The organism is Rhodanobacter lycopersici, from assembly GCF_040812335.1.
Classification (GTDB): domain Bacteria; phylum Pseudomonadota; class Gammaproteobacteria; order Xanthomonadales; family Rhodanobacteraceae; genus Rhodanobacter_A; species Rhodanobacter_A lycopersici.
Window position 1 is genome coordinate 133,083 of record NZ_JBFOHK010000002.1, and the last position, 22,281, is coordinate 155,363.

Consider the following 22,281-nt stretch of genomic DNA (forward strand, 5'->3'; position numbering starts at 1 on the left):
CACGTGCCGGCCGTCCATCGCTCAAGCCTGCTGCGCGGCAGCCAATGCCGCATCGGCCGCGGCCGCGCGCTGCATCGCCGGACGCGAGATCACGCGGTCGATATAGGCACGGATCACCGGCGTCTCCGGCACCAGCTTGAACAGCGTGGTCCAGTTGAGCGCACCGCCCCACAACACGTCGGCGGCGGTGAAGCGTTCGCCGAGCAGGTACGGACCCTGTGCCAGCTGGTCGGTGAGCGTCTTCAGCATGGTGTCGAAGTCGCCGTAGGGACAGGTCGAGGATGCCGCCGGCTCGCGCTGCATCGACTTGTCGACCAGCGCTGGCTCGAAGCAGGAGCCGTAGTACACCATCCAGCGCAGGTAGGGTCCGCGCAGGGGGTCGCCGATGGCCGGCGCCAGGCCCTTTTCCGGGAACAGGTCGGCGAGGTAGAGGAACACCGCGGGCTGCTCGGTGACCAGCGCGCCGCGATGCAGGATCGCCGGCACCTTGCCCATCGGATTGACCGCGAGGTATTCGGGCTGGCGCTGGGTGCCTGCCTTGAGGTTCAGCACGTGCAACTCGTAGTCCGCGCCGAGTTCTTCCAGCAGGGCGCGGGTGCCGCCGGAACGGCTGTTCGGGGCGTGGAAGAAGGTGAGGTCGACAGTCATGACGATGTCTCCGGGTTCACAGATGCCGCGTCTCGGCAGGTGGGTTCATCCAGTTGTTCGCGCGGCCGTCGCACCAGCGCACGGGCGCATCGATCAGCTCCTGCGGTTCGGCGTCGTCGAGGCAGGCCAGGTTGATCGACACGTAGTCGCCACCGATCTGCTCCACGTAGCCGCGCCCGAACGAGCGCACGCCGCAATGGCGGCAAAACAGATGGTGCGCACTCAGCGTGCCGAACTGGTAGTCGGACAGCGCGTCCTCACCGGTGAGCAGGCGGAAGTCCTGCGGCTTGATCGTAATGCCCCACGAGCGCGTTTTGGTACAGATGGAACAGTTGCAACGACCGGTGCCTGCGGCGAGGTCAAGATCGGCCTGGTAGCGCACCGCACCGCAGTGGCAGCTGCCGTGATAGGTCTTCTTCATGGCTTGTTCCTCGTGGGCGAGACGATATGGCGCAGGCCGGTCAGCGCCGTCAGCAGTATGTCCTGGCGTTTGGCGGCATGCTTGCGCGCGGTGGTCGCTGGCAAGCGGTATTGTCCGTTGATCAGCAGGCCTTGCAGGTAGAGCGGCCGATAAGCCATCAGCACGCGATCGATCATGGTCTTGTTCGTCATGGTGTGAGCTCTACTTGAAAAGTGTGGCCATGGAAGACCGCGGTTGGACTCGCGGAATTGGACTGCCTGCCCGTGCAGGCGCTTGATCGAAGCGGCGCTCATGGACGAGCGCACAAGTAACGCCCTTCCTCAGGCCGCAGCCGCGGTGGCGCCCGCCAGCCACGGCGGCGGCAGGGCGTGCTTGTACAGGCGGAACCAGTGCTCGCGGTCGCTGGCGTTGTAGAGATCCAGCGTGCGGATCACCTCGCGCGCGAACTCCACGCTGCCGAGCTGGCTGGCGGTGAGCGTGCCGCCGTCGCTGACCGCGAGCACCGAGCCGTCGTACTGCTCGGCGCCGCGGTAGTCGGGCACGAGGGTGTCGATGTGACCGGCGTGGTTGGCGGTGTGCCGGCAATGGTCGAGCAGGCCGGCACGAGCCAGCGCCAGCACGCCACCGTCGATGCCCGCCACCGGCGCGCCGGCCGCGTGCACGCGACGCGACGCGGCCACCGCGGCCAGACCGCCGCCATGCGTCCACAGGTGGCCGCCGGGCAGGATCAGCAAGGCCGCGCGGGCCAGGTCGAGCTGCGCCAGGCTCAGCTCGGGCTGCACCGTGAGCCCGCCCATCGACACCACCGGCGCCATCGAGAAGCCAACCGCCTGCACCCGCCAGTCGCCGGGACGGCGGATCTCGCACAGGGCCAGTGCGGCCTGCCAATCGGCGTAACCGTCGAAGACGAGGAAATAAACCGTGTCGCGCATGTCGTTCCCTCCGTGTTGGAGGTGCAGGATGCACGCCCCCTGCTGCCATCGTGATGTCAGCAGTCGGGCTGGCGCGGTTCAGGAGGAGCCGGGAGAATGGCGGCTCTTTCCCCCCACGGACCCGTCATGAAGCCCGTCTCGCTGATCCAGTTCCTGATCGAGGAACGCCGCGCCGGTCACATCAACGCCGAACTCTCCCTGCTGATCGAGGTGGTGGCGCGCGCCTGCAAGCGCATCGCGGTGGCCACCGGCAAGGGTGCGCTGGGCGGCGTGCTGGGTGCGGCCGGCACCGACAACATCCAGGGCGAGGCGCAGAAGAAGCTCGACGTGATCTCCAACGAGATCCTGCTGGAGGCCAACGCCTGGGGTGGCCACCTCGCTGCCTGCGCCTCGGAGGAGATGGAAGATCCGCAGCCGATCCCCGACGGCTACCCCAAGGGCCAGCACCTGCTGCTGTTCGATCCGCTGGACGGCAGCTCGAACATCGACGTGAACATCTCGGTGGGCACGATCTTCTCGGTGCTGCGCTGCCCGGACGGCGTCACCGAGCCGAAGGTCGAGCACTTCCTGCAGCCGGGCACCACCCAGCTCGCCGCCGGCTACGTGGTGTACGGCCCGTCCACCCTGCTGGTGCTCACCTTCGGCCACGGCGCGCACGAGTTCACGCTGGATCGCGAGATCGGCAGCTTCATCCTGAGCCGCCGCGACATCCGCATCCCGGAGGAAACCGGCGAGTTCGCGATCAACATGTCCAACCAGCGCCACTGGGAAGCGCCGATGCAGCGCTACATCGGCGAGCTGCTGGCCGGCCAGGAAGGCCCGCGCGGGCGCGATTTCAACATGCGCTGGGTGGCTTCGATGGTGGCCGACGTGCACCGCATCGTGACCCGCGGCGGCGTGTTCTTCTACCCGCTGGACGCCAAGATCAAGAGCAAGGGCGGCAAGCTGCGCCTGATGTATGAAGCCAACCCGATGGCCTTCATCATCGAGCAGGCCGGCGGCGCGGCCAGCACCGGACGCGAGCGCATCATGGAGCTGCAGCCCACCGGCCTGCACCAGCGCGTGCCGGTGTTCCTGGGCTCGAAGCAGGAAGTCGAACTGGCGACGCACTACCACCACGCGGCGGACGGCGCGCAGGGCTGACACGTCGCTCCGGCCCCTGCCCGCAGGGACCGGGAAACGGGCCACCCGCCCTCTTCTTCTTCCAGACCCCAGCCCCATGCGCCTCCGTCGCCTGTTCCTGCCCGTGCTCGCCGCGCTCGTGCTCGGCGCCTGCACGCACGCGGCCAGGCCGGTTCCACCGGCACCGCCCCCGCCGCCACCGGAACTGAAGATCGGCCTCGCGCTGGGCGGCGGTGCGGCGAAGGGCTTCGCGCACATCGGCGTGATCAAGATGCTGGAAGCCAGCGGCATCCATCCCGACGTGGTGGCCGGCACCAGCGCCGGCAGCGTGGTCGGCGCGCTGTATGCCAGCGGCATGGACGCGTTCCAGATGCAGCAGGTCGCGTTCGGCCTCGACGAGGCGAAGATCCGCGACGTGCGGCTGTTCTCCGGCGGACTGGTGCAGGGCAAGGCGCTCGAGGACTACGTGAATCTGCTGGTGAACCACCAGCCGATCGAACGCCTGAAGCTGCCGTTCGCCGCGGTGGCCACCGAACTGGAAACCGGGCAGCGCACGGTGTTCGTGCGCGGCAACACCGGGCAGGCCGTGCGCGCCTCCTCCAGTGTCCCCGGCGTGTTCGAGCCGGTGGCGATCCGCGGCAAGCATTACGTCGATGGCGGCGTGGTCAGCCCGATTCCGGTGGATGCCGCGCGCCAGCTCGGCGCGGATTTCGTGATCGCGGTGGACATCTCCACCAAGCCCGACGGCGCCAACCCGCAGGGCATGCTGAACATCGTGGGCCAGTCGATCACCATCATGGGCCGGCAACTGGCCAAGCAGGAAATCGCCCGCGCCGACGTGGTGATCCGGCCCGACCTCAGCGGCATCGGCCCCGCCGACTTCGAGCAGAAGGACCTGGCCATCCTCGCCGGCGAGAAGGCCGCACTGGCGGCGATCCCGGAAATCCGCGCCAGACTGGCAGCGCGCGAGGCCGCGCAAATCGCGGCGAACCCCTGACGATCCGCACATGGCGCAGCACAAGCTGCGGTTGTAGCGTGGCGGTTTCCCCCGCACACGGGTTCGCACCATGTCGAAATCCTCGCACCTGATCGTCTCGCTGGCCCTGCTCGCCACGCCCCTGCTCGCACAGGCGGCGCCGGACACGTCGGTCGCCCAGCCCGCCTCGCACGCTGCGACACCGCTGCCCAAGCTCGGGCGCGTCAAGCGCATCGGCGACGTGGCGCTGTCGCCCGACGGCACGCGCCTGGCCTGGATGCAGCAGGACGGCAAACAGTCCGTGATCGAGCTGGCCGATGCCGACGGCCGCCACGCGCAGGCGCTGGACGTGGGTGCGAAGCTGGCCGACTGCAGCAAGAGCGATCTGGCCTGGTCGCCGGATTCGCACCAGCTCGCCTTCATGGCCAACTGCGGCCACGACCTCACCAACACCCAGGCGGTGCATACGGACGTCTATCTCGCTGACGCCGCCGGCAACGCCGCGCCGCGCGAACTGGCCGAGCTCGCCGGTTACGCGCGCGCGCTGGCATGGACGGCCAACGGCAAGGCGCTGGGCTTCCTCTACGTGCCCGGCGCCACCCGCCGCGCCGCCGCCACCGCTGCGGGCAAGCCGCAGGTGGGCGTGATCGGCGAGGACGAGCACGAGGAAATCCAGCGCGTCGCCAGCCTCGACGTGGCCAGCGGCGCCGTGCACACGCTCACGCCGGCCTCGATCTACGCCTACGAATTCGGCTGGTCGCCGGACGGTTCGCACATCGCCTACACCGCCGCGCCGCCGCCGGGCGACAACAACTGGTGGGTGGCGAAGCTCTACGTGCAGGGCGCGAAGGAAGGCGCCGCGCCGCAGGTGGTCGTCGATCCGGCCACCGTCGGCGGTTCGCTGCACGGCCTGCAGATGGCGCTGCCGCGCTGGTCGCCGGACGGCTCGCGCATCGCCTTCATCGGCGGCCTGATGAGCGACCAGGGCTCCACCGGCGGCGACCTCTACAGTGTGTCGTCCAGCGGCGGCGCACCGACCAACCTCACTCCCGGCATCACCGTGACGCCGCAGTGGTTCGCGTGGGCCGGCAAGGACGCGCTGACGGTGAGCCAGAACGCCAAGGGCAAGGTCCAGCTGGTCCGCTACGACATCCAGGGCGGCAACGCCACGGCGCAGGCGCCGTACTTCACCGTGTCCGCGTCGATCGGCTCCGGCGGCGCGGTGGCGGCGGTGTCGCTGTCCGCCGACCACAAGCGCGTGGCCTTCCAGCAAAGCTCGTTCGAGCACGCGCCGGAAGTGCATGCCGGCGTGCTGGGCCGCACGCCGCCGCCCGCGGTCACCTCGCTCAACGCCGCGCTGAAGCCGGACTGGGGCAAGGCGGTGTCGGTGGAGTGGAAGAACGAGGGTCGCGACGTGCAGGGGTGGCTGCTGTACCCGGCCAACTACGACCCGCACAAGACCTACCCGATGATCGTCAGCGTGCACGGCGGCCCGGCGGCGGCCGTCACCTCGCGCTGGCCCGGCATGGGCGCGATGTATGCGGCCAGCGGCTACTTCCAGTTCATGCCCAACCCGCGCGGCAGCTTCGGCCAGGGCGAAGCCTTCGTGCAGGCCAACCGCAAGGACTTCGGCTACGGTGACCTGCGCGACATCCTCGCCGGCATCGACGCGGTGGAGAAGCAGGCGCCGGTGGACGACCACCGCCTCGGCCTCACCGGCTGGAGCTATGGCGGCTTCATGAGCATGTTCGCGCCCACCCAGACCCAGCGCTTCCGCGCCGCGGTCGCCGGTGCCGGCCTGTCCGACTGGCAGAGCTATTACGGCGAGAACCGCATCGACCAGTGGATGATCCCTTACTTCGGCGCCTCGCTGTACGACGATCCGGCTCCCTACGCGAAGAGCTCGGCGATCAACTTCGTCAAGAAGGTGAAGACCCCCACCCTGATCGTGGTGGGCGACCGCGACGAGGAATGCCCCGCGCCACAGTCCTTCGAGTACTGGCACGCGCTCAAGACCCTGGGCGTGCCCACCCAGCTGGTGGTGTATCCCAACGAAGGCCACGCCTTCAGCAACCCGGTCCACCGGGACGACGAGCTGCAGCGTTCGCTGGACTGGTTCGCGAAGTACCTGCCGGCGTCGAAGTGACGGCGGCGTGGCCGGCCTGCCCCGCAGAGGCCGGCCGGCCACGGGCTCGGAAATCTATTCGAACCGAATGATGCATGGACTTCAAGTCATTGACCATAAAGTTATTTGACTTGAAGTATCTATTCAAGTATCTATTCATGCATGCCCAACCCAGCCATCACGCCCGGGCGCCTGCTCGATGCCTTGCGCCTGCGCAAGGTCGCCAGTGCGCGCGAACTTGGCGAGGCACTGGGCACCAGCCAGCCCAGCATCTCGCGAGCCCTGGCAGCTGCGGGCTCGCGCGTGGTGCGCATTGGCCAGGCCCGCCGCAGCCGCTATGCCGCCGTGCGCGACGTGCGCGGCCTGGGTACGTACTGGCCGCTTTATCGCATCGACGAACAGGGCAGGCCGCATGAATTCGGTCGGCTGACCGCCCTGCACGGTAATGGCTGCCTCGTTGCTGCTGCGACGACGCCCGACTGGCTGCAAGGCGAATTCGTCGACGGCCTGTTCCCCGGCCTGCCATGGTTTCTGGACGACCAGCGCCCGCAGGGCTTCCTGGGCCGCCAGTTCGGCCAGCGCTGGGCACGCGGGCTGGGCCTGCCCGACGACATCCTGCGCTGGAACGAAGACGCCGTACTCGCCGCCCTGCTGCTGCACGGCGACGACGGCCCCGGTGATTTCGTGCTGGGCGACACGGCACTGGAACGTGCGCTACGCACGGAACCCGAAGCCATTCCAGCGGCGGCACGCGAACAGCGCTACGCCGGACTGGCGCAGGCCGCGCTTGCCGGTGAGCTGGCCGGCTCCTCGGCCGCTGGCGAGCAACCGAAATTCACCGCTTGCGTGCGCGATGCAGACGGCGGCCTGCGCCACGTCATCGTGAAGTTCAGCGAGCCGGTGGACAGCCACGCCGGCGCGCGCCGCTGGGCCGATCTGCTGGTCTGCGAACATCTCGCCGGCGAGCTGCTCGCGGAACACGGCCACCCCAGCGCACGCACCGAACTGGTCTGGTCGCAGGGCCGCCTGTGCCTGGAGGCCGCCCGTTTCGACCGCATCGGCGCGCATGGCCGGCGCGGCTTCGTCACGCTGGCCGCATGGAGCGATGCCCACGACGGCGAGCGCGACGACTGGGCCACCGCCGCCGCACGCATGCGGCAAGGCGGCTGGCTGCACGACGAGGCACTGGAACAGGTGCAGCGCCGATGGTGGTTCGGCCGCCTGATCGGCAACACCGACATGCACTTCGGCAACCTCGGCTTCTTCCTCGACGACGCCTTGCCGCTTGGACTCGCGCCCAGCTACGACATGCTGCCCATGCTCTACCGCCCCGCTGCCAACGGTGCCGTGGTGCCGCGCGTGTTCGAGCCGCCACCGCCCACGCCCGCATCCTTGCCGCATTGGCGGCAGGGTGCGGCCTGGGCCGGGCTGTACTGGCAGCGCGTGGCGCAACACCCGGCGATCAGCGACGATTTCCGCCGCGTCGCCAACACCAACCACGCCGCGCTGTCCCGGCTGCGCCGGCGCTTCGACACGGACGACGATCATCCATGAACCTCGCCCTGTTCGATTTCGACGGCACCCTCACCACCCGCGAAACCTTCGGCGACTTCATGCGCCACGCGGTACCGCCGCTGCGCCGCGCGTTGGGCATTCCGATGTTCGCGCCGATGCTGGCCGCCTACAAGCTGGGCCTCGTCTCCGGCACACACATCCGCCACCACGTCACCGCCTTCGGCTTCCGCGGCGTGCCGGCCGTGCACGTCCACGCGGCCGGCGAACGCTTCGCCGCCGAAGTCCTGCCCAGCCTGCTGCGCCCCAAAGCGATGCAGCGCCTTGCCTGGCACCAGGCGCAAGGCGACAAGGTCGTGCTGGTTTCCGGCGGCCTCGACTTCTACCTCGCGCCGTGGTGCCGGCAGCACGGCCTGGAACTGATCTGCTCAAGTATGGAAACCCGCGGCAACCACCTCACCGGCCGCTACCACGGCGTGCAATGCGTGGGCGCGGAGAAGGCTCGCCGCGTGCGCGAACGCCACGACCTTGGCGCGTACGACACTTGCTATGCCTATGGCGATACGCATGAGGACGCGGCGATGCTGGCACTAGCGCAGCGGCGCTACTACCGCGGGCGGGAAGTGGACTGAAGCCTGCGGGCCACCCCACAGCCGCCAGGCATGTCCGTGTTACCCGATTTCATCGGCCGATCACGTGCCACACACGCCGCTGGCCACATTGTCCCTTGGATCGACCACATACGTGGCCGGCGAACCGCTCCGCCAGGGCCACGCGCGCCTCATGGAAGCAGAAAAACCCAAAGACGATGACGATGGCGGCGCCAAGGACAAGCCGGCCCTGCCCGAACTGCTGCTGGGTGCCATCGGCGTGGTGTTCGGCGACATTGCCACCAGCCCGCTGTATTCCATGCAGCAGGCGTTCGGCAAGGGCGGCATCGCGCCAAGGCACGACAACATCCTCGGGTTGCTGTCGCTGGTCTTCTGGGCCCTCGTGCTGGTGATCAGCGTCAAGTACGTGCTGTTCGTGATGCGCGCGGACAACCACGGCGAAGGCGGCATGATGGCGCTGACGGCACTGGCGCGGAATGCGATGCGCCAGCATCGGCGCGCCTGCTGGTGGGTGGTCATGCTGGGGCTGGCCGGCGCGGCGTTGTTCTTCGGCGACAGCGTGATCACGCCGGCGATCTCCGTGCTCTCGGCGGTGGAAGGGCTGAAGCTGGCTTCGCCGGATCTCGGCCGCTGGGTGCTGCCCATCAGCGCCGTGATCATCGTGGGACTGTTCCTGCTGCAAAAGCGCGGCAGCGCGCTGGTCGGCACGCTGTTCGGGCCGGTGATGACGCTGTGGCTGCTGAGCGTGGCGGCGCTGGGCATACATGGCCTGCTACGCCATCCGGAAGTCCTGGCAGCGGCTGATCCGCGCTGGGCAGTGACGTACATGTTGCACAACGGCTTCAGGGGCTTCGCCTCGCTCGGCGCGGTGGTGCTGGTGATGACCGGGGGCGAAGCGCTGTATGCCGACATCGGCCATTTCGGCAGCCTGCCCATCCGCCTGTCATGGTTCACCCTGGTCCTGCCGGCGCTGCTGCTGGGTTACGCGGGGCAGGGCGCCCTACTGCTGGCCGATGCCTCGGCGGCGGCACATCCGTTGTATTCGCTGGCACCGCATGCGCTGCTATATCCGATGATCGCGTTGGCCACCGCAGCCACCGTGATCGCCTCGCAGGCGGTAATCTCCGGCACTTTCTCGATGGTGCGCCAGGGCATCCAGCTCGGCTATCTGCCGCGCTCGCGGGTGGAACACACCTCCGGCGACATGGAAGGCCAGATCTACCTGCCCACGGTGAACTTCCTGCTGTTCGTGGCGGTGATGGCCGCGGTGCTGGGCTTTCGCAGTTCGGACCGGCTGGCCAGTGCCTACGGCATCGCGGTGAGCGGCACCATGCTGCTGACCACCTTGCTGTTCCTGGTGGTGGCGCGCATGCGCTGGCGATGGGGGCCGCTGCGGCTCGGCGCGTTCGGCCTGGTCTACGTGCTCATCGATGCCGCGTTCTTCGGCGCCAACCTGCTGAAGCTTCCCGATGGCGGCTGGTTTCCAGTGGTGTTGGCGCTGACGATGATGGTGGTGATGACGGTATGGCAGCGCGGGCGCCAGCTGGTCGGGCGCCAGCTGCATGCCGAGGGCGAGAAACTGGTGGATTTCATCGCCCAGCTGCAGGACAAGCCGCCGCTGCAGGCACCCGGCACTGCGGTGTTCCTCACCGGCCACCGCGAATGGGTGCCGCAGGCCCTGCGCCACAACGTGGAACACAACCACGTGCTGCACAAACGCAATGTAGTGCTCACGGTGGACGGCCTGGACCATCCGCGTGCGCGCGGCGAGGACGGCGGCGAAGTCGAGGAACTGGAGCGCGGCTTCTGGCGGGTGACGCTGCGCTTCGGCTTCGCCGAGCACATCGACGTGCCAGCCCGGCTGCGCCAGCTCGAGTTCGATCCCGCGCTGGAAGCGGACAAAGTGGTGTGGTTCCTCGGCCACGACAAGGTCAACGCCGAGGATGACAAGTCCTACCGCATGGCGCGCTGGCGCGCACGCCTGTTCGCCTGGATGGCGCGCAACGCAACGCCCGCCACCACCTATTACGGCATTCCATCGCGACGGCTGATCGAGATCGGCGCGCGCATCGATCTCTGAAAGCCTGTTTACGATCTCCGCATGGCCCACGGATGCCAACCCGTAGGAGCGCACCCTGTGCGCGAAGGCTTTTCGCTCTGACCGGAGCATCAGAGCCATCGCGCACAGGGTGCGCTCCTACCCGGCCAGGGTCGTGGGAGATCAGGCTCCAACCCGTTCCGGTGTGTAGCCCGGTCAGAACAGGCTGCCCTGCGGCGACGGCTTGCGCGGCGACACGAAGCGCGAGCCGTCGAGCCGGAGTTCGCGGGCGCGGCCGAAGCCATGCTTTCGGCAAGCCACCTCGAAGCGCTTGCGCAGCAGCTCGGCAAACACGCCCTGGCCGTGCATGCGGGTACGGAAATCGCTGTCGTAGTCGCGGCCGCCGTTCATCTGGCGCACCAGGCTCATCACGTGTTCGGCGCGCTGCGGCGCGTGCAGCGCCAGCCATTCGCGGAACAGCTGCTTCAGCTCCCACGGCAGGCGCAGCACGGTGTAGCCGGCGCAGCGCGCGCCGGCTTCGTGGGCGCGATCCAGCACCACTTCCATGTCTTTGTCGTTGAGCGCCGGGATGATCGGCGCCACCAGCACGCCGACCGGCACGCTGGCCTCGGCCAGCGCGGCGATCGCCTTCAGGCGGCGATGCGGCGCGCTGGCGCGCGGCTCCAGTTTCGCGGCGAGATGGTTGTCCAGCGAGTTCACCGAGACGAACACCTGCACCAGCTTTTCGCGCGCCATCGCGGCAAGCAGGTCGAGATCGCGCTCCACCAATGCGTTCTTGGTGACGAGAGTGCACGGGTGGCGGCACTCGGCCAGCACTTCCAGCGCGGCACGGGTGAGCCGCCACTTCTTCTCGATCGGCTGGTAGGGATCGGTGTTGCTGCCGATGTTGATCGGCTTCGGCACATAGCCGGGTTTCGCCAGTTCGGCGCGCAACACCTCGGCCAGGTTGCCCTTGGCGCGGATCTTCGTTTCGAAGTCCAGCCCGGGCGAGAGGTTGAGGTAACTGTGGCTGGGCCGCGCGAAGCAGTAAACGCAGCCATGCTCGCATCCCCTGAAGGGGTTCAGCGCCTGATCGAAACCGATGTCGGGCGAGTCGTTGCGGGTGATGACACTGCGCGCGCGCTCCTCGGTGACCTCGGTGCGCGGCCGCGATGCGGCCTCGTCCAGCAACGCGCTCTGCCAGCCGTCGTCCTCGGCACGGTGGCGGATGGTTTCGAAGCGCCCTTCCGGGTTGGAGGCGGTGCCGCGGCCCTTGATGGCCGTCGGTGGCGTGTCGGGATATTCCATCGGCGCAGTGTGCGCCCGCCATGTCTCAGCACGGGCGACACCACTGCCGCGACTGGAGCCGCGATGTGCCTGCCGTCACGTGGCGCGCGGCGCCCCCACCGGCAGCACCGTGCGCTGCTGGTTTTCGTTGATGATCTCGGCGGCGGACAGGTAGAACGCCAGCGCCGCCGTGAGCAGGCCCATGTAGCCGCCGGCCTGGTGCAGGCCGCCGATGCCGGTCCATTCGCCCGCCGCAAGCAGGAAGAAAGTGATCCACAGCGCCAGGAAGATCAGCTGCAACGCACGCGGCGCGCGGAAGGTACCCAGCCACATGTAGAAGGTGAATACACCCCACAGGCACAGGTACCAGCCGACGAAGGCGGCGGGCACCTTGTCGTGCAGGAACAGCACGAACAACGCGAACGACCACCAGAACGCGCCGTAGCTGAGGAAGGCGGTGGCGCCGAAGGTGTTGCCGCGCGGCAGTTCCATCACGCCGGCGATGGCCTGGGCGGTGCCGCCATAGGCCATGGCGCAGGCCAGCACCATGCCCATCGCCTCGCCGCCGAACCAGCCGGCGTTGATCATGCTGAGCAGCCAGGTGGTCAGCGCGAAGCCGGCCAGGCCCAATGGTGCAGGATTGGAAAACTTCGCTTGCGTGCTCGCGTCGCTCATCGTGATGCTCCCCAGGTGGTCGGATGGCGATGCCGGATGCCGTGTCCAGCGCGCGCGGCGGGCCCATCCACGCGCCGCGCACCGGCTCGTGTCGCAGCAGGCATGCCCGCTGTCATGCATGAAACGGAATGCGGCGGCGGCTCCGGTGCCGCCGCCGCGCATCGGATCAGAAGTGGTACAGCGCGCTGACGCTGACCTGGTTGCCGCTGTTGGTCTTGGTATTCGTGCCGTTGGTCGTGCTGTCGATCCAGCCGTACACCCATTCGAGGCCAAGCTCGTAATTGCCGGCCGCGTAGTCCAGGTTCAAGCCGGTCTGGCGGCCGCGCAGCAGGCCGGTGGAGCCGTTGCCCATCCAGCGGACCACATCGTCCCGGTTGAGCTTGCTGGTCGCATAGAGTGCGTTGAGGCTCCAGTTCGGCGTGAAGTTGTAACCCGCCTGCAGGTAGCCGCCGGTGTCCTTGATGTCGCCGAACTGCGACAGGTCGCCGAACACCTCGCCAAGACCCTTGCCGGTATAGGCATTGGCCCTGAACACCCACGGGCCGGGCTTCCACTGGCCGCCCACCTCGTAGCCCACGCTCTTCACGCTGGACTGCACCGGTGTCGGCGCGGTGCTGCCCACGCCCCGCAGGTCCACCTCGCTGTAATGCGCCACGACGTAGGCCAGCCAGTCCTTGCCCTGTGCGTGCAGGCGCGCCTCCAGCTGCGGGCGGAAGCCGGCGTTGCCGGCGGTCAGGTAGTTGGTGTTGTTGACCGCGCCGTCAGGTCCGTTCCACGAGCCCTCGAACGCACCCAGGTCCAACCGCCACTGCGTGCCTTCGCTGCCGTGGTTGAGGTCCTGCATCCACACGACGCCGGGGAAGCGCCAGCCGATCATGCCGGTGCCGAAGCCCAGCGGGAAGGCGATGTGCGCCAGCGAAGCGGTCACGTTGTCCAGCGGGAACAGCAGCTCCCACTGCTGGCCGATGCGTATCGTGCTGCCGGTATCCGGATTGGTGAGGTCCATGTAGGCCTGGCGCAGGCGCGGCACGGGCTGCTGCTGGCTGTAGGCGCCGGTGCCGTTGAAGCCGCCGAAGAAGTCCATCTCGATGCGGCCGCCGCCGGTCCAGTCGCCGGCGAACTTGGCACCGCTGAAGTCGAGCCAGAAGCGCGTGTTGCGCACGTCCACGCCACTGAGTGAACCGCTGGAGCCACCCGCGGGGTATTCGGCATTGGTGCCATTGCCGTAGGTGAAGCTCTTGTTCTGGCTGAAGGCGGTGGCGCTGATGAAGCCGTGCAGGGCCACCGACAGGCCCGGCGCGGTGGTGAACACCGGCTTGGACCCGGCAGCCGGCGCGGCGGCGACGTTCTGCGCCGGCGCGGCCGGTGTGGCCTGGCTGGCCGCCTGCTGCTTCTGTGCCTGGATCATCGCCTTGAGCTGGGTCAGCTCCTGCTCCAGCTGGTCCACCCGCTGCTCCAGCTGCTGCTCGCGTGCACTGACGGTGCCCGTGCTCGCGGTCGACGTGCTGGTCTGGGCCTGCACCGCCCATGGCATCACCAGTGCGCAGGCAATGCCCAGCGCCAACGGCCGGCGGCAGCGACGGATAAGTGTCGGGCTCATGAAGGCTTCCCCAGGATGACAGTGGTGCGAGCATGCTCATGCCCTCGCGCACATGACTATTCGCCGATGGTCGTACCTCGACCAAAGTCGATGCGAGGGGCTCCTCGCCACAGCGGTGACGACGCTACACTCGAAAGCCCGTGCAAGCCGTTCGCACCAGGCCCCGCGCCTGCCTCCCCACCCTCGCCAGCAGGAGACCCGCATGTCCACGATCCACCCCGTCGACCCCGCGTTCGCCGCCAAGGCGCGCATCCGCAAGGATGATTACGAGCGGCTTTACGCCGAATCGGTGAAGGACCCCGAAGGCTTCTGGGCCAAAGTGGGCGAGCGGCTGGACTGGGCGAAGAAGCCCACCAGGATCAAGGACGTCTCCTACGACCCGAAGAACCTGCACATCCGCTGGTACGACGACGGCACCCTCAACGTGGCCGCAAACTGCCTCGACCGGCACCTGAAGGAACGCGGCGACAAGGTGGCGATCATCTTCGAGGGCGACGATCCGAACGAGTCGCGCAAGCTCACCTACCGCGAGCTGCACGCCGAGGTGTGCAAGTTCGCCAACACGCTGAAGCACCTGGGCGTGGCCAAGGGCGACCGCATCGCGATTTACCTGCCGATGATCCCCGAGGCCGCGGTGGCGATGCTGGCCTGCGCGCGCATCGGCGCGATCCACTCGGTGGTGTTCGGCGGCTTCTCGCCCGACTCGCTGGCCGGGCGCATCGCCGACTCGCAGTGCAAGCTGGTGGTAACCGCCGACGAAGGCGTGCGCGGCGGCAAGAAGATCCCGCTCAAGGCCAACGTAGACGAGGCGCTCAAGCGCCCCGGCACCAACAGCGTGGAAACCGTGGTGGTGGTGCGCCGCACCGGCAGCGCGGTGCCGATGCAGTCGCCGCGCGACCGCTATTGGCACAACCTGATGGACGGCCAGAGCGCCGACTGCCCGGCCGAGCCGATGGAAGCCGAGCACCCGCTGTTTATCCTCTATACCTCCGGCTCCACCGGCAAGCCGAAGGGCGTGCTGCACACCTCGGCGGGCTACCTGGTGTTCACCAGCTACACCCACGAATGCGTGTTCGACCTGCGCGAGGACGACATCTACTGGTGCACCGCCGACGTGGGCTGGGTTACCGGCCACAGCTACGTGGTGTACGGCCCGCTGGCGAACGGCGCCACCACGGTGATGTTCGACGGCGTGCCGAACTATCCCGACTTCAGCCGCTTCTGGCAGGTGGTGGACAAGCACAAGGTGTCGCTGTTCTACACCGCGCCCACCGCGATCCGCGCGCTGATGCGTGAGGGCGAGGCACCGGTGAAGAAGTGTTCGCGCGCCTCGCTGCGCGTGCTGGGCACGGTGGGCGAGCCGATCAACCCCGAGGCGTGGGAGTGGTACCACCGCGTGGTCGGCGACAGCCGCCTGCCTATCGTGGACACCTGGTGGCAGACCGAGACCGGCGGCATCCTGATCACCCCGCTGCCCGGCGCCATCGCCACCAAGCCCGGCTCGGCCACCAAGCCGTTCTTCGGCGTGAAGCCCGCCATCGTCGACGCCAGCGGCGAGGTGCAGGAAGGCGCCTGCGAAGGCAACCTGCTGCTCACCGACTCCTGGCCCGGCCAGATGCGCACCGTGTACGGCGACCACCAGCGCTTCATCGAGACCTATTTCAGCGCCTACCCCGGCAACTACTTCACCGGCGACGGCGCGCGCCGCGACGAGGACGGCTACTACTGGATCACCGGCCGCGTCGATGACGTGATCAACGTCAGCGGCCACCGCATCGGCACCGCCGAGGTCGAAAGCGCGCTGGTGGCGCACCCCAAGGTGGCCGAGGCCGCCGTGGTCGGCTGCCCCCACGACATCAAGGGCCAGGGCATCTACGCCTATGTCACGCTGATTGCCGGCGAAAGCGGCAGCGACGAACTCAAGAAGGAACTGGTGGCCTGGGTGCGCAAGGAGATCGGCCCGATCGCCACGCCCGACTACATCCAGTGGGCACCCGGCCTGCCGAAGACCCGCTCGGGCAAGATCATGCGCCGCATCCTGCGCAAGATCGGCGAGAACCAGCCCGACCAGCTCGGCGACATCTCCACCCTCGCCGACCCCTCGGTGGTGAAGAGCCTCGTCGAGGAACGACTGATCAAATGAGCCACCGTAGGAGCGCACCCTGTGCGCGAATGCTCTTGCTCCGATCAGCGCCAAAGCATTCGCGCACAGGGTGCGCTCCTACCCTTTCCATCGACCCATGCCCGACATCCTGATCGCCGACGACCACCCGCTGTTCCGCGACGCCCTGCAACGCGCAGTGCTCGCCGCGCTGCCGCAGGCGCAGGTGCGCAGCGCCGAGAGCGTGCACGGCCTGTACGCGCTGATCGAGCAGTACCCGGACGCCGACCTGCTACTGCTCGACCTGCACATGCCCGGCGCACGCGGCTACTCCGCGCTGGTACACATCCGCGGGCAATACCCCGGCCTGCCGATCATCGTGGTCTCCGGCCACGAGGAAGCCCAGGTCGCACGCCGCGCGCTCGCCCACGGCGCCGCCGCCTACATCCCCAAGTCCACCGCCGGCGAGGAGATCGTCCACGCGATCCGCGCCGTGCTAGATGGCGACGTGTGGCTGCCGCCGCAACTCGTCGGCGGCCGCGCCGAACTCAAGCCCGACGAAGCCGACATCGCCGCCCGCGTCGCCGCACTCACCCCGCAGCAATTCCGCGTGCTCACCATGATCGCCGAAGGCCTGCTCAACAAGCAGATCGCCTGGGAACTCGGCGTCTCCGAGGCCACCGTGAAGGCGCACATGACCGCCATCATGCGCAAGCTCGGCGTCAACAACCGCACCCAGGTCGCACTGGCCGCCAGCCAGCTCGCCGTCGAACCCGGCGCGATGCAGCCGCTGCCGGTGGATGAGGAAGGGGAGTAGGCGCGTCTCGGTGGATGCGTGAAAGCATACATCGAAGCATTACTTGCAGTGGTCACGTATCCCTGCTTGCTCTTGCCGACGCCGACAAGAGGAACGACACATGCCCGCTCCCGCGGGAAAAGCTGCAGGAATATGAGTGCATATTCCCAATCAGGGGGTTTGCCAAACATTATGCCGGCAAGGAACAAATGTGGACATCCTCGAAATCTTCCCTTCCGTAATTTCTTGGGTGGCGGATCAACAGCTCTGGGCACGCTCTCTCGGAAGACCGCTAGTACAAGAAGAGGTCAAGTGGGCGAGGTCGGTAGGAGTTGAGAAACTAGAGAATGTTCGCGTTCTCGAGGTTGAAGACTTCCCCCGCCCCTCATCTAGCCAATTGGTGGCGCTCATGTCTGAATATGGCTTTCTCGGGCCTGACACGGATGGCATAACTTACGGATACTCGATTCTCATAAGAAGAGGCAAATCGAATTGCCGGCTTCTTTCCCACGAATTTCGGCATGTCTATCAGTACGAACAATACGGCTCCATTGAAAATTTCTTGGCTCATTACCTGACGCAAATCGTAGAAGTTGGATACGAAAAATCGGCTCTAGAAATTGATGCCAGAAAGCATGAATTGCAAGATGACAACCTCCCCAATTCGAATCGCTAAAAGTGATGGCTCAACTTAAACGTCCGAGGTCTTGACCATGACAATGAATGCATTCCAGGTTGCGGTTGCCGCCGAGGCTTACGTTGCCGCATTATTCGCCCAGGTTGGATGCGACGTCTCGATTCAATATGGCGCAAATCAACCTGAGTACGATCTGATTGCAACCAAAGGAAATATCTTTAAGAAGATATCAGTTAAAGGTAGTAAAGACGGTGGCTGGGTTCTTGCTGCAGGTTTAAAAAAGGGGCGCGATTACCACGAAGCAATAGATGCTTGGTTCAATCGGCATAAGGACAAGAGTGTCGTCTATGCATTTGTGCAATTCAAGGATGCTCCCGTGGGTAGCATGCCTAGGGTCTATCTCTGCGAAGTTGTTGAAGTGGCGAACCACCTAAAATCCAGTCGTAACAAATATGGTTACACATCGCTCCGCGAGCACTATGTTTGGGCGTCTGGTATAGCAAAAGATTCAATAGACGCCATTCCAGATGATTGGCGTTTCACGGAAGAGCGTATTATGCAATTATGGAATAGGAAATAAAGTAGATAGTGCTTATGTAGTTTTACGCGATTGTGAAAATCCACCTCAATGTCTACGAAGCGAAAGGTGGCAGGGCGAAATCGGTGGCTTTGAACCGGCAGCCGTTCTCTGGCAATCCATCCGGGAAGGTGAAGGTTCTGCCGCAAAATGCATGATGATGTTCAAGCAAAACCTGCCACTCAGCGACCTCGGTTGGCGCCAATACGGATGAATATCCATTATGGTCTTCGGCATAGTAGGGTGTTTCTCCCGCTTCCGACAGTGACGAGGTGGTCAGGCTGAACCGAGAGCCAGCCAACACTCTACACAGCAAAGCGGGATTGACTGGATGATCCAGAAGGAACCGGAGGATCGGGGCAGGATAGCCTTGAAGATAAGCCTTGCGTGCAGAGAGTCGGTACCCGAAGTCTTCACCCCGAATGGGAGTGATGCCGTCATACACAAACGTCACCTCGAGAATTCGCGCTTCCCAATTTGACTTGATGTTGCCGGGGTCAACATCAAGTTTGAAGTCCAGACATTGGCGTATGTCGACGATTTCAGCAGGTGAAAAATCCCTGCGGGAAGGTAGCGGTCCACCATCGCCACGATTGAGGACGAAGCGGATCGCTATCAAGCTAGTCGGCGTGTTGGACAAAATATTTCCTGGAAAAGGTGCCAGCAACAATTCACCCAGCATCTGTCGACCCGATGTTCCTGCCAATGTCATTGCGGTCGTCGACAACCTGCATGCTCATGCATTGGCGCTCCTCTCACCCTGCTTACTCGCCAACGCCGTCAACAACGCCCGCAATGCGGCCGGCTTCACCGGCTTGTGCAGCAGCGGGTAGCCGAGCGCACGGGTACGCTGCTTGAGTTCGCTGCTGCCGTCGGCGGTGATCAGGGCGGCAGGCGGCAGCGGATCGCGGGCGGCGCGCAGCTGCTGCAATGCCTGCAGGCCGTCGACGCCTTCGGCGAGGTGGTAGTCGGCGAGGATCAGGTCGACCGGACCGCGGCGCAGTTCGGCGGCGGCGGCCGGCACGTCGCGTGCGGTGCGGCAGTCCACGCCCCAGCGGCCGAGCAGGGCGCGCATGCCATCGAGGATGGCCGCGTCGTCGTCGAGGCAGAGCACGGTGAGCGGCAGCTGTTCGTCGCTACCGCCGCGGCGCACCGCCTGCCGGCGCGGCGGCGCGGCGGCGGCGCGCGGCACGATCACCGTGAAGCAGCTGCCGTGGCCTGGACGCGAGTGCAGGTCGAGCCGGTGGTCGAGCATGGCCGTGATGCGGTCGCAGATCGACAAACCCAGGCCCAGGCCCTTCTCGCCCCATGGCGAGGGCTGCTCAAGCCGCTGGAACTCGCCGAAGATGCGCGCGCACTGTTCGGCGGGAATGCCGGGGCCGGTGTCCCACACCTCGATGCGCACCTCGTCGCCGGCGCGGCGTGCACCCAGCAGCACGCTGCCGCGCTGGGTATAGCGCAACGCGTTGGAGAGGAAGTTCTGCAGCACGCGGCGCAGCAGCTGGGGATCGCTGCGCACGGCGAGCCGGGTGGACACCACACGCAGGCGCAGGCCACGCTGTTCGGCGAGCACCGCGAACTGGCTCTGCAGCGAGTCGAACAGTTCGGCCAGCGCGAAGCTGCCGACTTCCGGCTGATAGCTGCCGGTGTCGAGGCGCGAAGTGTCGAGCAAGGCGTCGAGCAGGTCCTCGGCAGCGCGGAACGCGGCGTCGATGCGTTCGGCCAGCTGCCGCGATTCCGCATCCAGCGCCGGCTGCTGGCGCAACGCGGAGGTGAACAGGCGCGCGGCGTTCAGCGGCTGCAGCAGGTCGTGGCTGGCCGCGGCGAGAAAGCGCGTCTTGGACGCGTTGGCGGCTTCGGCGGTGCGCTGCGCCTGTGCGGTGGCGGCCAGCGCCTCGCTGAGTTCGGCGGTGCGCTGGTCCACGCGCTGTTCCAGCGTCTCGTTCGCCTCGATCAGCGCCTGCTCGGCGCGCTTGTACGCGGTGACGTCGGTGTAGGTGGTGACATAGCCGCCGCCGGGCAGCGCGCGCCCGCGCATCTCGATGGTGCTGCCGTCCGCGCGTACGCGCTGGAACACGTGCGGCGTGCCTGCACGCAGGTGGGCGATGCGCTTGGCCACCTGTGCGGGCGCCTCGCCGGGGCCGCATTCGCCATGCTCGGCATTCCAGCGGATCAGGTCGGCCACCGGCACGCCGACGTAGACCATGCCGTCGGGGTAGCCGAACAGTTCGAGGTAACGCCGGTTCCACGCCACCACGCGCATCTGCGCATCGACCACGCTGATGCCCTGCGAGACGTTCTCCAGCGTGGTGGACAGCAGCTCGCGGTTGAAGCGCAGCTCCTGCGAGGCCTCGTCCATCAGCGCCATCGCCTCGGCGATGTCCAGTCCCGAGCCGGACAGCACGCCCATGAGGATGCGTCGCGCGCTGGCCGTGCCCACCGCGCCGGCGAGCAGGCGCTCGGTGTGCTGGATCAGCGCGCGCTCGGCCGCCTCGCCCGGTTGCAGCGGCTTGCCGCGGCGTTGCGCGTAGTCGTCGAACGCGCGCTGGGTGCCGCGCACGCCGATGATGCGTTCGGCGATGGTGCGCAGGTCGGCCACCCGCACGCGGCCGCGCCAATCGCCCGCGCCGACGCGGCTGGTCGCATGCAGGTCGACGAACATCGCCGCGTGCAGGCGTTCCTCCAGGCTGGGCCGCCAGCGCAGCGAGACGAACACCAGGCAAGCCACGTTGACCAGCAGCGACCAGAACATGCTGTGCAGCACGGGGTCCCAGCCCTGGGTGCCGAACAGCGCCTGCGGCCGCAACCAGGACAGATCCAGCGGCCCGTGCTGCAGCCATGGCGCGGTGTGGTTCATCGCCGGTAGCAGCAGGGTGTAGATCCACAGGGCGAACCCGGCCAGCAGACCGACGACCACGCCGCGCTGACTGGCGCCGCGCCAATACAGCGCGGCCACGATCGCCGGCGCGAACTGCGCCACGGCCGCCAGCGACAGCAGGCCGGTCGCCGCCAGGTTTTCGACGTCGGCCGCCAGGCGGTAATAGGCATAGGCCATCAGGGCCAGTACCACGATGGCGCAGCGGCGCACGCGCAGCAGCAGTCGCGACACGTCGTTGCGCTGCTCCACCCGCAGATGGCGGATGCGCAGCAGCAGCGGCATCGCCAGATCGTTGCTGACCATGGTGGACAGCGCCACCGCAGCCACGATCACCATGCCGGTGCTGGCGGAGAAACCGCCCAGGTAGGCCAGCATGGCCATGCCATGGCTGCCGTGCGCCAGCGGCAGGTTCAGCACCCACGCGTCGGGCGCGCCGTCGCGCACGGCGGGCAGCAAGGTGCCGGCCGCCACGATCGGAAGCACGGCGACGCTGACCACGACCATGTATCCGGGAATCAGCCAGCGCGCACAACCCAGGTCGTTCACGTCCTCGCATTCCACCACGCCGATCTGGAACTGCCGCGGCAGGCAGAACACCGCGCAGAAGGCCAGCACGGTCTGGGCGATGAAGCTGGGTTGCGCGACCTGGTCCACGTGCTGCAGCGGCAGCGCCAGCACGGCCTTCAGGTCGGGCGCATGCCAGTACGCGTAGAGCGCCAGCGCGGCGAAGGCCAGCAGCTTGATCAGCGATTCCAGCGCGATCGCCAGCATCAGGCCATGGTGGTGTTCGCTGGCGTCGATGCTGCGCGTCCCGAACAGGATCGCGAAGGCCGCCAGCAGCAACGCGCACCAAAGCGCGGTGTCGCCGATCGGTCCGGGCGTCGACGTCGCCCCCTGCAGCACCGCATACGACATCGCCACGCCTTTCAGCTGCAACGCCAGATACGGCACTACCGCCACCACGGCGATCACCGCCACGAGCGCCGCCAGCCCGTGCGATTTGCCGAACCGCGCGCCGATGAAGTCGGCAATCGAGATGATGTTGCGCCGGGAGGCCACCCGTACCAGTCGCCGCATCAGGCCGTATCCGGCCAGGAACAGCAGGATCGGTCCCAGGTAGATCGGCAGATAGGCCAGCCCGGAGCGCGCGGCCGTACCTACCGCGCCGTAGAACGTCCACGAGGTGCAATAAGTGGCCAGCGCCAGCGCGTACACATAGGGCCGCAGGCGCGGCTGCCGCGGATACAGCGGACGATGGTCGCCCAGCCAGGCCACGCCGAACAGCAGCCCCACGTACAGCAGCGATACCAGCAGCAGCAGCCAGCCGGCGATCAAGCGCTCTCTC

Annotated in this window: 19 protein-coding genes; 10 read left to right on the plus strand and 9 right to left on the minus strand. The window is 67.0% G+C overall.

Annotated features, from left to right (window positions below):
- Positions 1–21: 21 nt before the first annotated feature.
- The 4 genes from ABQJ54_RS07595 to ABQJ54_RS07610 all read right to left on the minus strand — a co-directional run bounded on the left by ABQJ54_RS07595 (position 22) and on the right by ABQJ54_RS07610 (position 2,001).
- The gene (locus ABQJ54_RS07595; protein ID WP_367853693.1) at positions 22–648 is read right to left on the minus strand and encodes a glutathione S-transferase family protein; all 627 of its coding nucleotides are present in this window, start codon (positions 646–648) and stop codon (positions 22–24) included.
- A 16-nt stretch (positions 649–664) separates the two neighbouring features.
- Complete coding sequence (locus ABQJ54_RS07600; RefSeq protein WP_367853694.1) at positions 665–1,069, minus strand: GFA family protein; 405 nt, start codon at positions 1,067–1,069, stop codon at positions 665–667.
- Entirely contained in the window at positions 1,066–1,260 is a 195-nt protein-coding gene (locus ABQJ54_RS07605; protein WP_367853695.1) for a hypothetical protein, read from the minus strand. Before ABQJ54_RS07605 ends, ABQJ54_RS07600 begins: the two co-directional genes overlap by 4 nt.
- A gap of 129 nt (positions 1,261–1,389) precedes the next feature.
- A complete protein-coding gene (locus tag ABQJ54_RS07610) occupies positions 1,390–2,001 on the minus strand; it encodes a DJ-1/PfpI family protein (protein ID WP_367853696.1) in 612 nt (203 codons plus the stop codon).
- Between the two features lie 126 nt (positions 2,002–2,127).
- On the opposite strand from ABQJ54_RS07610, the gene ABQJ54_RS07615 reads away from it, so the two are divergent.
- The 6 genes from ABQJ54_RS07615 (at position 2,128) to ABQJ54_RS07640 (ending at position 10,427) form a co-directional block, all read left to right on the plus strand.
- Entirely contained in the window at positions 2,128–3,144 is a 1,017-nt protein-coding gene (locus tag ABQJ54_RS07615; protein ID WP_367853697.1) for a class 1 fructose-bisphosphatase, read from the plus strand.
- Between the two features lie 76 nt (positions 3,145–3,220).
- Positions 3,221–4,120 (plus strand): patatin-like phospholipase family protein, encoded by a 900-nt coding sequence (locus tag ABQJ54_RS07620; protein ID WP_367853698.1) that lies wholly within the window; start codon positions 3,221–3,223, stop codon positions 4,118–4,120.
- 70 nt (positions 4,121–4,190) lie between these two features.
- Positions 4,191–6,245, plus strand: a complete 2,055-nt coding sequence (locus ABQJ54_RS07625; protein ID WP_367853699.1) for a S9 family peptidase — start codon at positions 4,191–4,193, stop codon at positions 6,243–6,245.
- 141 nt (positions 6,246–6,386) lie between these two features.
- Positions 6,387–7,778 (plus strand): type II toxin-antitoxin system HipA family toxin YjjJ, encoded by a 1,392-nt coding sequence (gene yjjJ, locus ABQJ54_RS07630; RefSeq protein ID WP_367853700.1) that lies wholly within the window; start codon positions 6,387–6,389, stop codon positions 7,776–7,778.
- Complete coding sequence (locus tag ABQJ54_RS07635; protein WP_367853701.1) at positions 7,775–8,368, plus strand: HAD family hydrolase; 594 nt, start codon at positions 7,775–7,777, stop codon at positions 8,366–8,368. Before yjjJ ends, ABQJ54_RS07635 begins: the two co-directional genes overlap by 4 nt.
- 151 nt (positions 8,369–8,519) lie before the next feature.
- Entirely contained in the window at positions 8,520–10,427 is a 1,908-nt protein-coding gene (locus ABQJ54_RS07640; protein ID WP_367853702.1) for a potassium transporter Kup, read from the plus strand.
- A gap of 174 nt (positions 10,428–10,601) precedes the next feature.
- On the opposite strand, the gene ABQJ54_RS07645 is transcribed toward ABQJ54_RS07640, so the two are convergent.
- From ABQJ54_RS07645 to ABQJ54_RS07655, 3 genes are all read right to left on the minus strand, one after another.
- Entirely contained in the window at positions 10,602–11,693 is a 1,092-nt protein-coding gene (locus tag ABQJ54_RS07645; RefSeq protein WP_367853703.1) for a PA0069 family radical SAM protein, read from the minus strand.
- A 75-nt stretch (positions 11,694–11,768) separates the two neighbouring features.
- The gene (locus ABQJ54_RS07650; protein ID WP_367853704.1) at positions 11,769–12,347 is read right to left on the minus strand and encodes an acetate uptake transporter; all 579 of its coding nucleotides are present in this window, start codon (positions 12,345–12,347) and stop codon (positions 11,769–11,771) included.
- Positions 12,348–12,513: 166 nt separating this feature from the next.
- Positions 12,514–13,947, minus strand: a complete 1,434-nt coding sequence (locus ABQJ54_RS07655; RefSeq protein WP_367853705.1) for a putative porin — start codon at positions 13,945–13,947, stop codon at positions 12,514–12,516.
- Positions 13,948–14,149: 202 nt separating this feature from the next.
- On the opposite strand from ABQJ54_RS07655, the gene acs reads away from it, so the two are divergent.
- The 4 genes from acs to ABQJ54_RS07675 all read left to right on the plus strand — a co-directional run bounded on the left by acs (position 14,150) and on the right by ABQJ54_RS07675 (position 18,061).
- Positions 14,150–16,090 carry an acetate--CoA ligase gene (gene acs / locus ABQJ54_RS07660; protein WP_367853706.1) on the plus strand — a complete coding sequence of 647 codons (1,941 nt, stop codon included), beginning with the start codon at positions 14,150–14,152 and terminating at the stop codon, positions 16,088–16,090.
- A gap of 97 nt (positions 16,091–16,187) precedes the next feature.
- Positions 16,188–16,865, plus strand: coding sequence for a response regulator transcription factor (locus ABQJ54_RS07665; protein WP_367853707.1), 678 nt, complete (start codon positions 16,188–16,190; stop codon positions 16,863–16,865).
- 190 nt (positions 16,866–17,055) lie between these two features.
- Positions 17,056–17,520: a hypothetical protein gene (locus tag ABQJ54_RS07670; protein ID WP_367853708.1), complete on the plus strand. Its 465-nt coding sequence runs from the start codon at positions 17,056–17,058 to the stop codon at positions 17,518–17,520.
- A gap of 37 nt (positions 17,521–17,557) precedes the next feature.
- The gene (locus tag ABQJ54_RS07675; protein WP_367853709.1) at positions 17,558–18,061 is read left to right on the plus strand and encodes a hypothetical protein; all 504 of its coding nucleotides are present in this window, start codon (positions 17,558–17,560) and stop codon (positions 18,059–18,061) included.
- Positions 18,062–18,113: 52 nt separating this feature from the next.
- On the opposite strand, the gene ABQJ54_RS07680 is transcribed toward ABQJ54_RS07675, so the two are convergent.
- Both ABQJ54_RS07680 and ABQJ54_RS07685 read right to left on the minus strand, forming a co-directional pair.
- Entirely contained in the window at positions 18,114–18,785 is a 672-nt protein-coding gene (locus tag ABQJ54_RS07680) for a hypothetical protein (RefSeq protein WP_367853710.1), read from the minus strand.
- Positions 18,786–18,794: 9 nt separating this feature from the next.
- Positions 18,795–22,271 (minus strand): hybrid sensor histidine kinase/response regulator, encoded by a 3,477-nt coding sequence (locus ABQJ54_RS07685; RefSeq protein ID WP_367853711.1) that lies wholly within the window; start codon positions 22,269–22,271, stop codon positions 18,795–18,797.
- Between the last annotated feature and the right edge of the window lie 10 nt (positions 22,272–22,281).

Bases quoted from the DNA above. Each gene is read 5' to 3' on its own strand.
- acs (WP_367853706.1), top strand. From the start codon at position 14,150: ATGTCCACGATCCACCCCGTCGACCCCGCGTTCGCCGCCAAGGCGCGC.
- ABQJ54_RS07595 (WP_367853693.1), bottom strand. From the start codon at position 648: ATGACTGTCGACCTCACCTTCTTCCACGCCCCGAACAGCCGTTCCGGC.
- ABQJ54_RS07640 (WP_367853702.1), top strand. From the start codon at position 8,520: ATGGAAGCAGAAAAACCCAAAGACGATGACGATGGCGGCGCCAAGGAC.
- ABQJ54_RS07610 (WP_367853696.1), bottom strand. From the start codon at position 2,001: ATGCGCGACACGGTTTATTTCCTCGTCTTCGACGGTTACGCCGATTGG.
- ABQJ54_RS07635 (WP_367853701.1), top strand. From the start codon at position 7,775: ATGAACCTCGCCCTGTTCGATTTCGACGGCACCCTCACCACCCGCGAA.
- yjjJ (WP_367853700.1), top strand. From the start codon at position 6,387: ATGCCCAACCCAGCCATCACGCCCGGGCGCCTGCTCGATGCCTTGCGC.
- ABQJ54_RS07600 (WP_367853694.1), bottom strand. From the start codon at position 1,069: ATGAAGAAGACCTATCACGGCAGCTGCCACTGCGGTGCGGTGCGCTAC.
- ABQJ54_RS07615 (WP_367853697.1), top strand. From the start codon at position 2,128: ATGAAGCCCGTCTCGCTGATCCAGTTCCTGATCGAGGAACGCCGCGCC.
- ABQJ54_RS07620 (WP_367853698.1), top strand. From the start codon at position 3,221: ATGCGCCTCCGTCGCCTGTTCCTGCCCGTGCTCGCCGCGCTCGTGCTC.
- ABQJ54_RS07665 (WP_367853707.1), top strand. From the start codon at position 16,188: ATGCCCGACATCCTGATCGCCGACGACCACCCGCTGTTCCGCGACGCC.
- ABQJ54_RS07645 (WP_367853703.1), bottom strand. From the start codon at position 11,693: ATGGAATATCCCGACACGCCACCGACGGCCATCAAGGGCCGCGGCACC.
- ABQJ54_RS07650 (WP_367853704.1), bottom strand. From the start codon at position 12,347: ATGAGCGACGCGAGCACGCAAGCGAAGTTTTCCAATCCTGCACCATTG.
- ABQJ54_RS07625 (WP_367853699.1), top strand. From the start codon at position 4,191: ATGTCGAAATCCTCGCACCTGATCGTCTCGCTGGCCCTGCTCGCCACG.
- ABQJ54_RS07675 (WP_367853709.1), top strand. From the start codon at position 17,558: ATGACAATGAATGCATTCCAGGTTGCGGTTGCCGCCGAGGCTTACGTT.
- ABQJ54_RS07655 (WP_367853705.1), bottom strand. From the start codon at position 13,947: ATGAGCCCGACACTTATCCGTCGCTGCCGCCGGCCGTTGGCGCTGGGC.
- ABQJ54_RS07605 (WP_367853695.1), bottom strand. From the start codon at position 1,260: ATGACGAACAAGACCATGATCGATCGCGTGCTGATGGCTTATCGGCCG.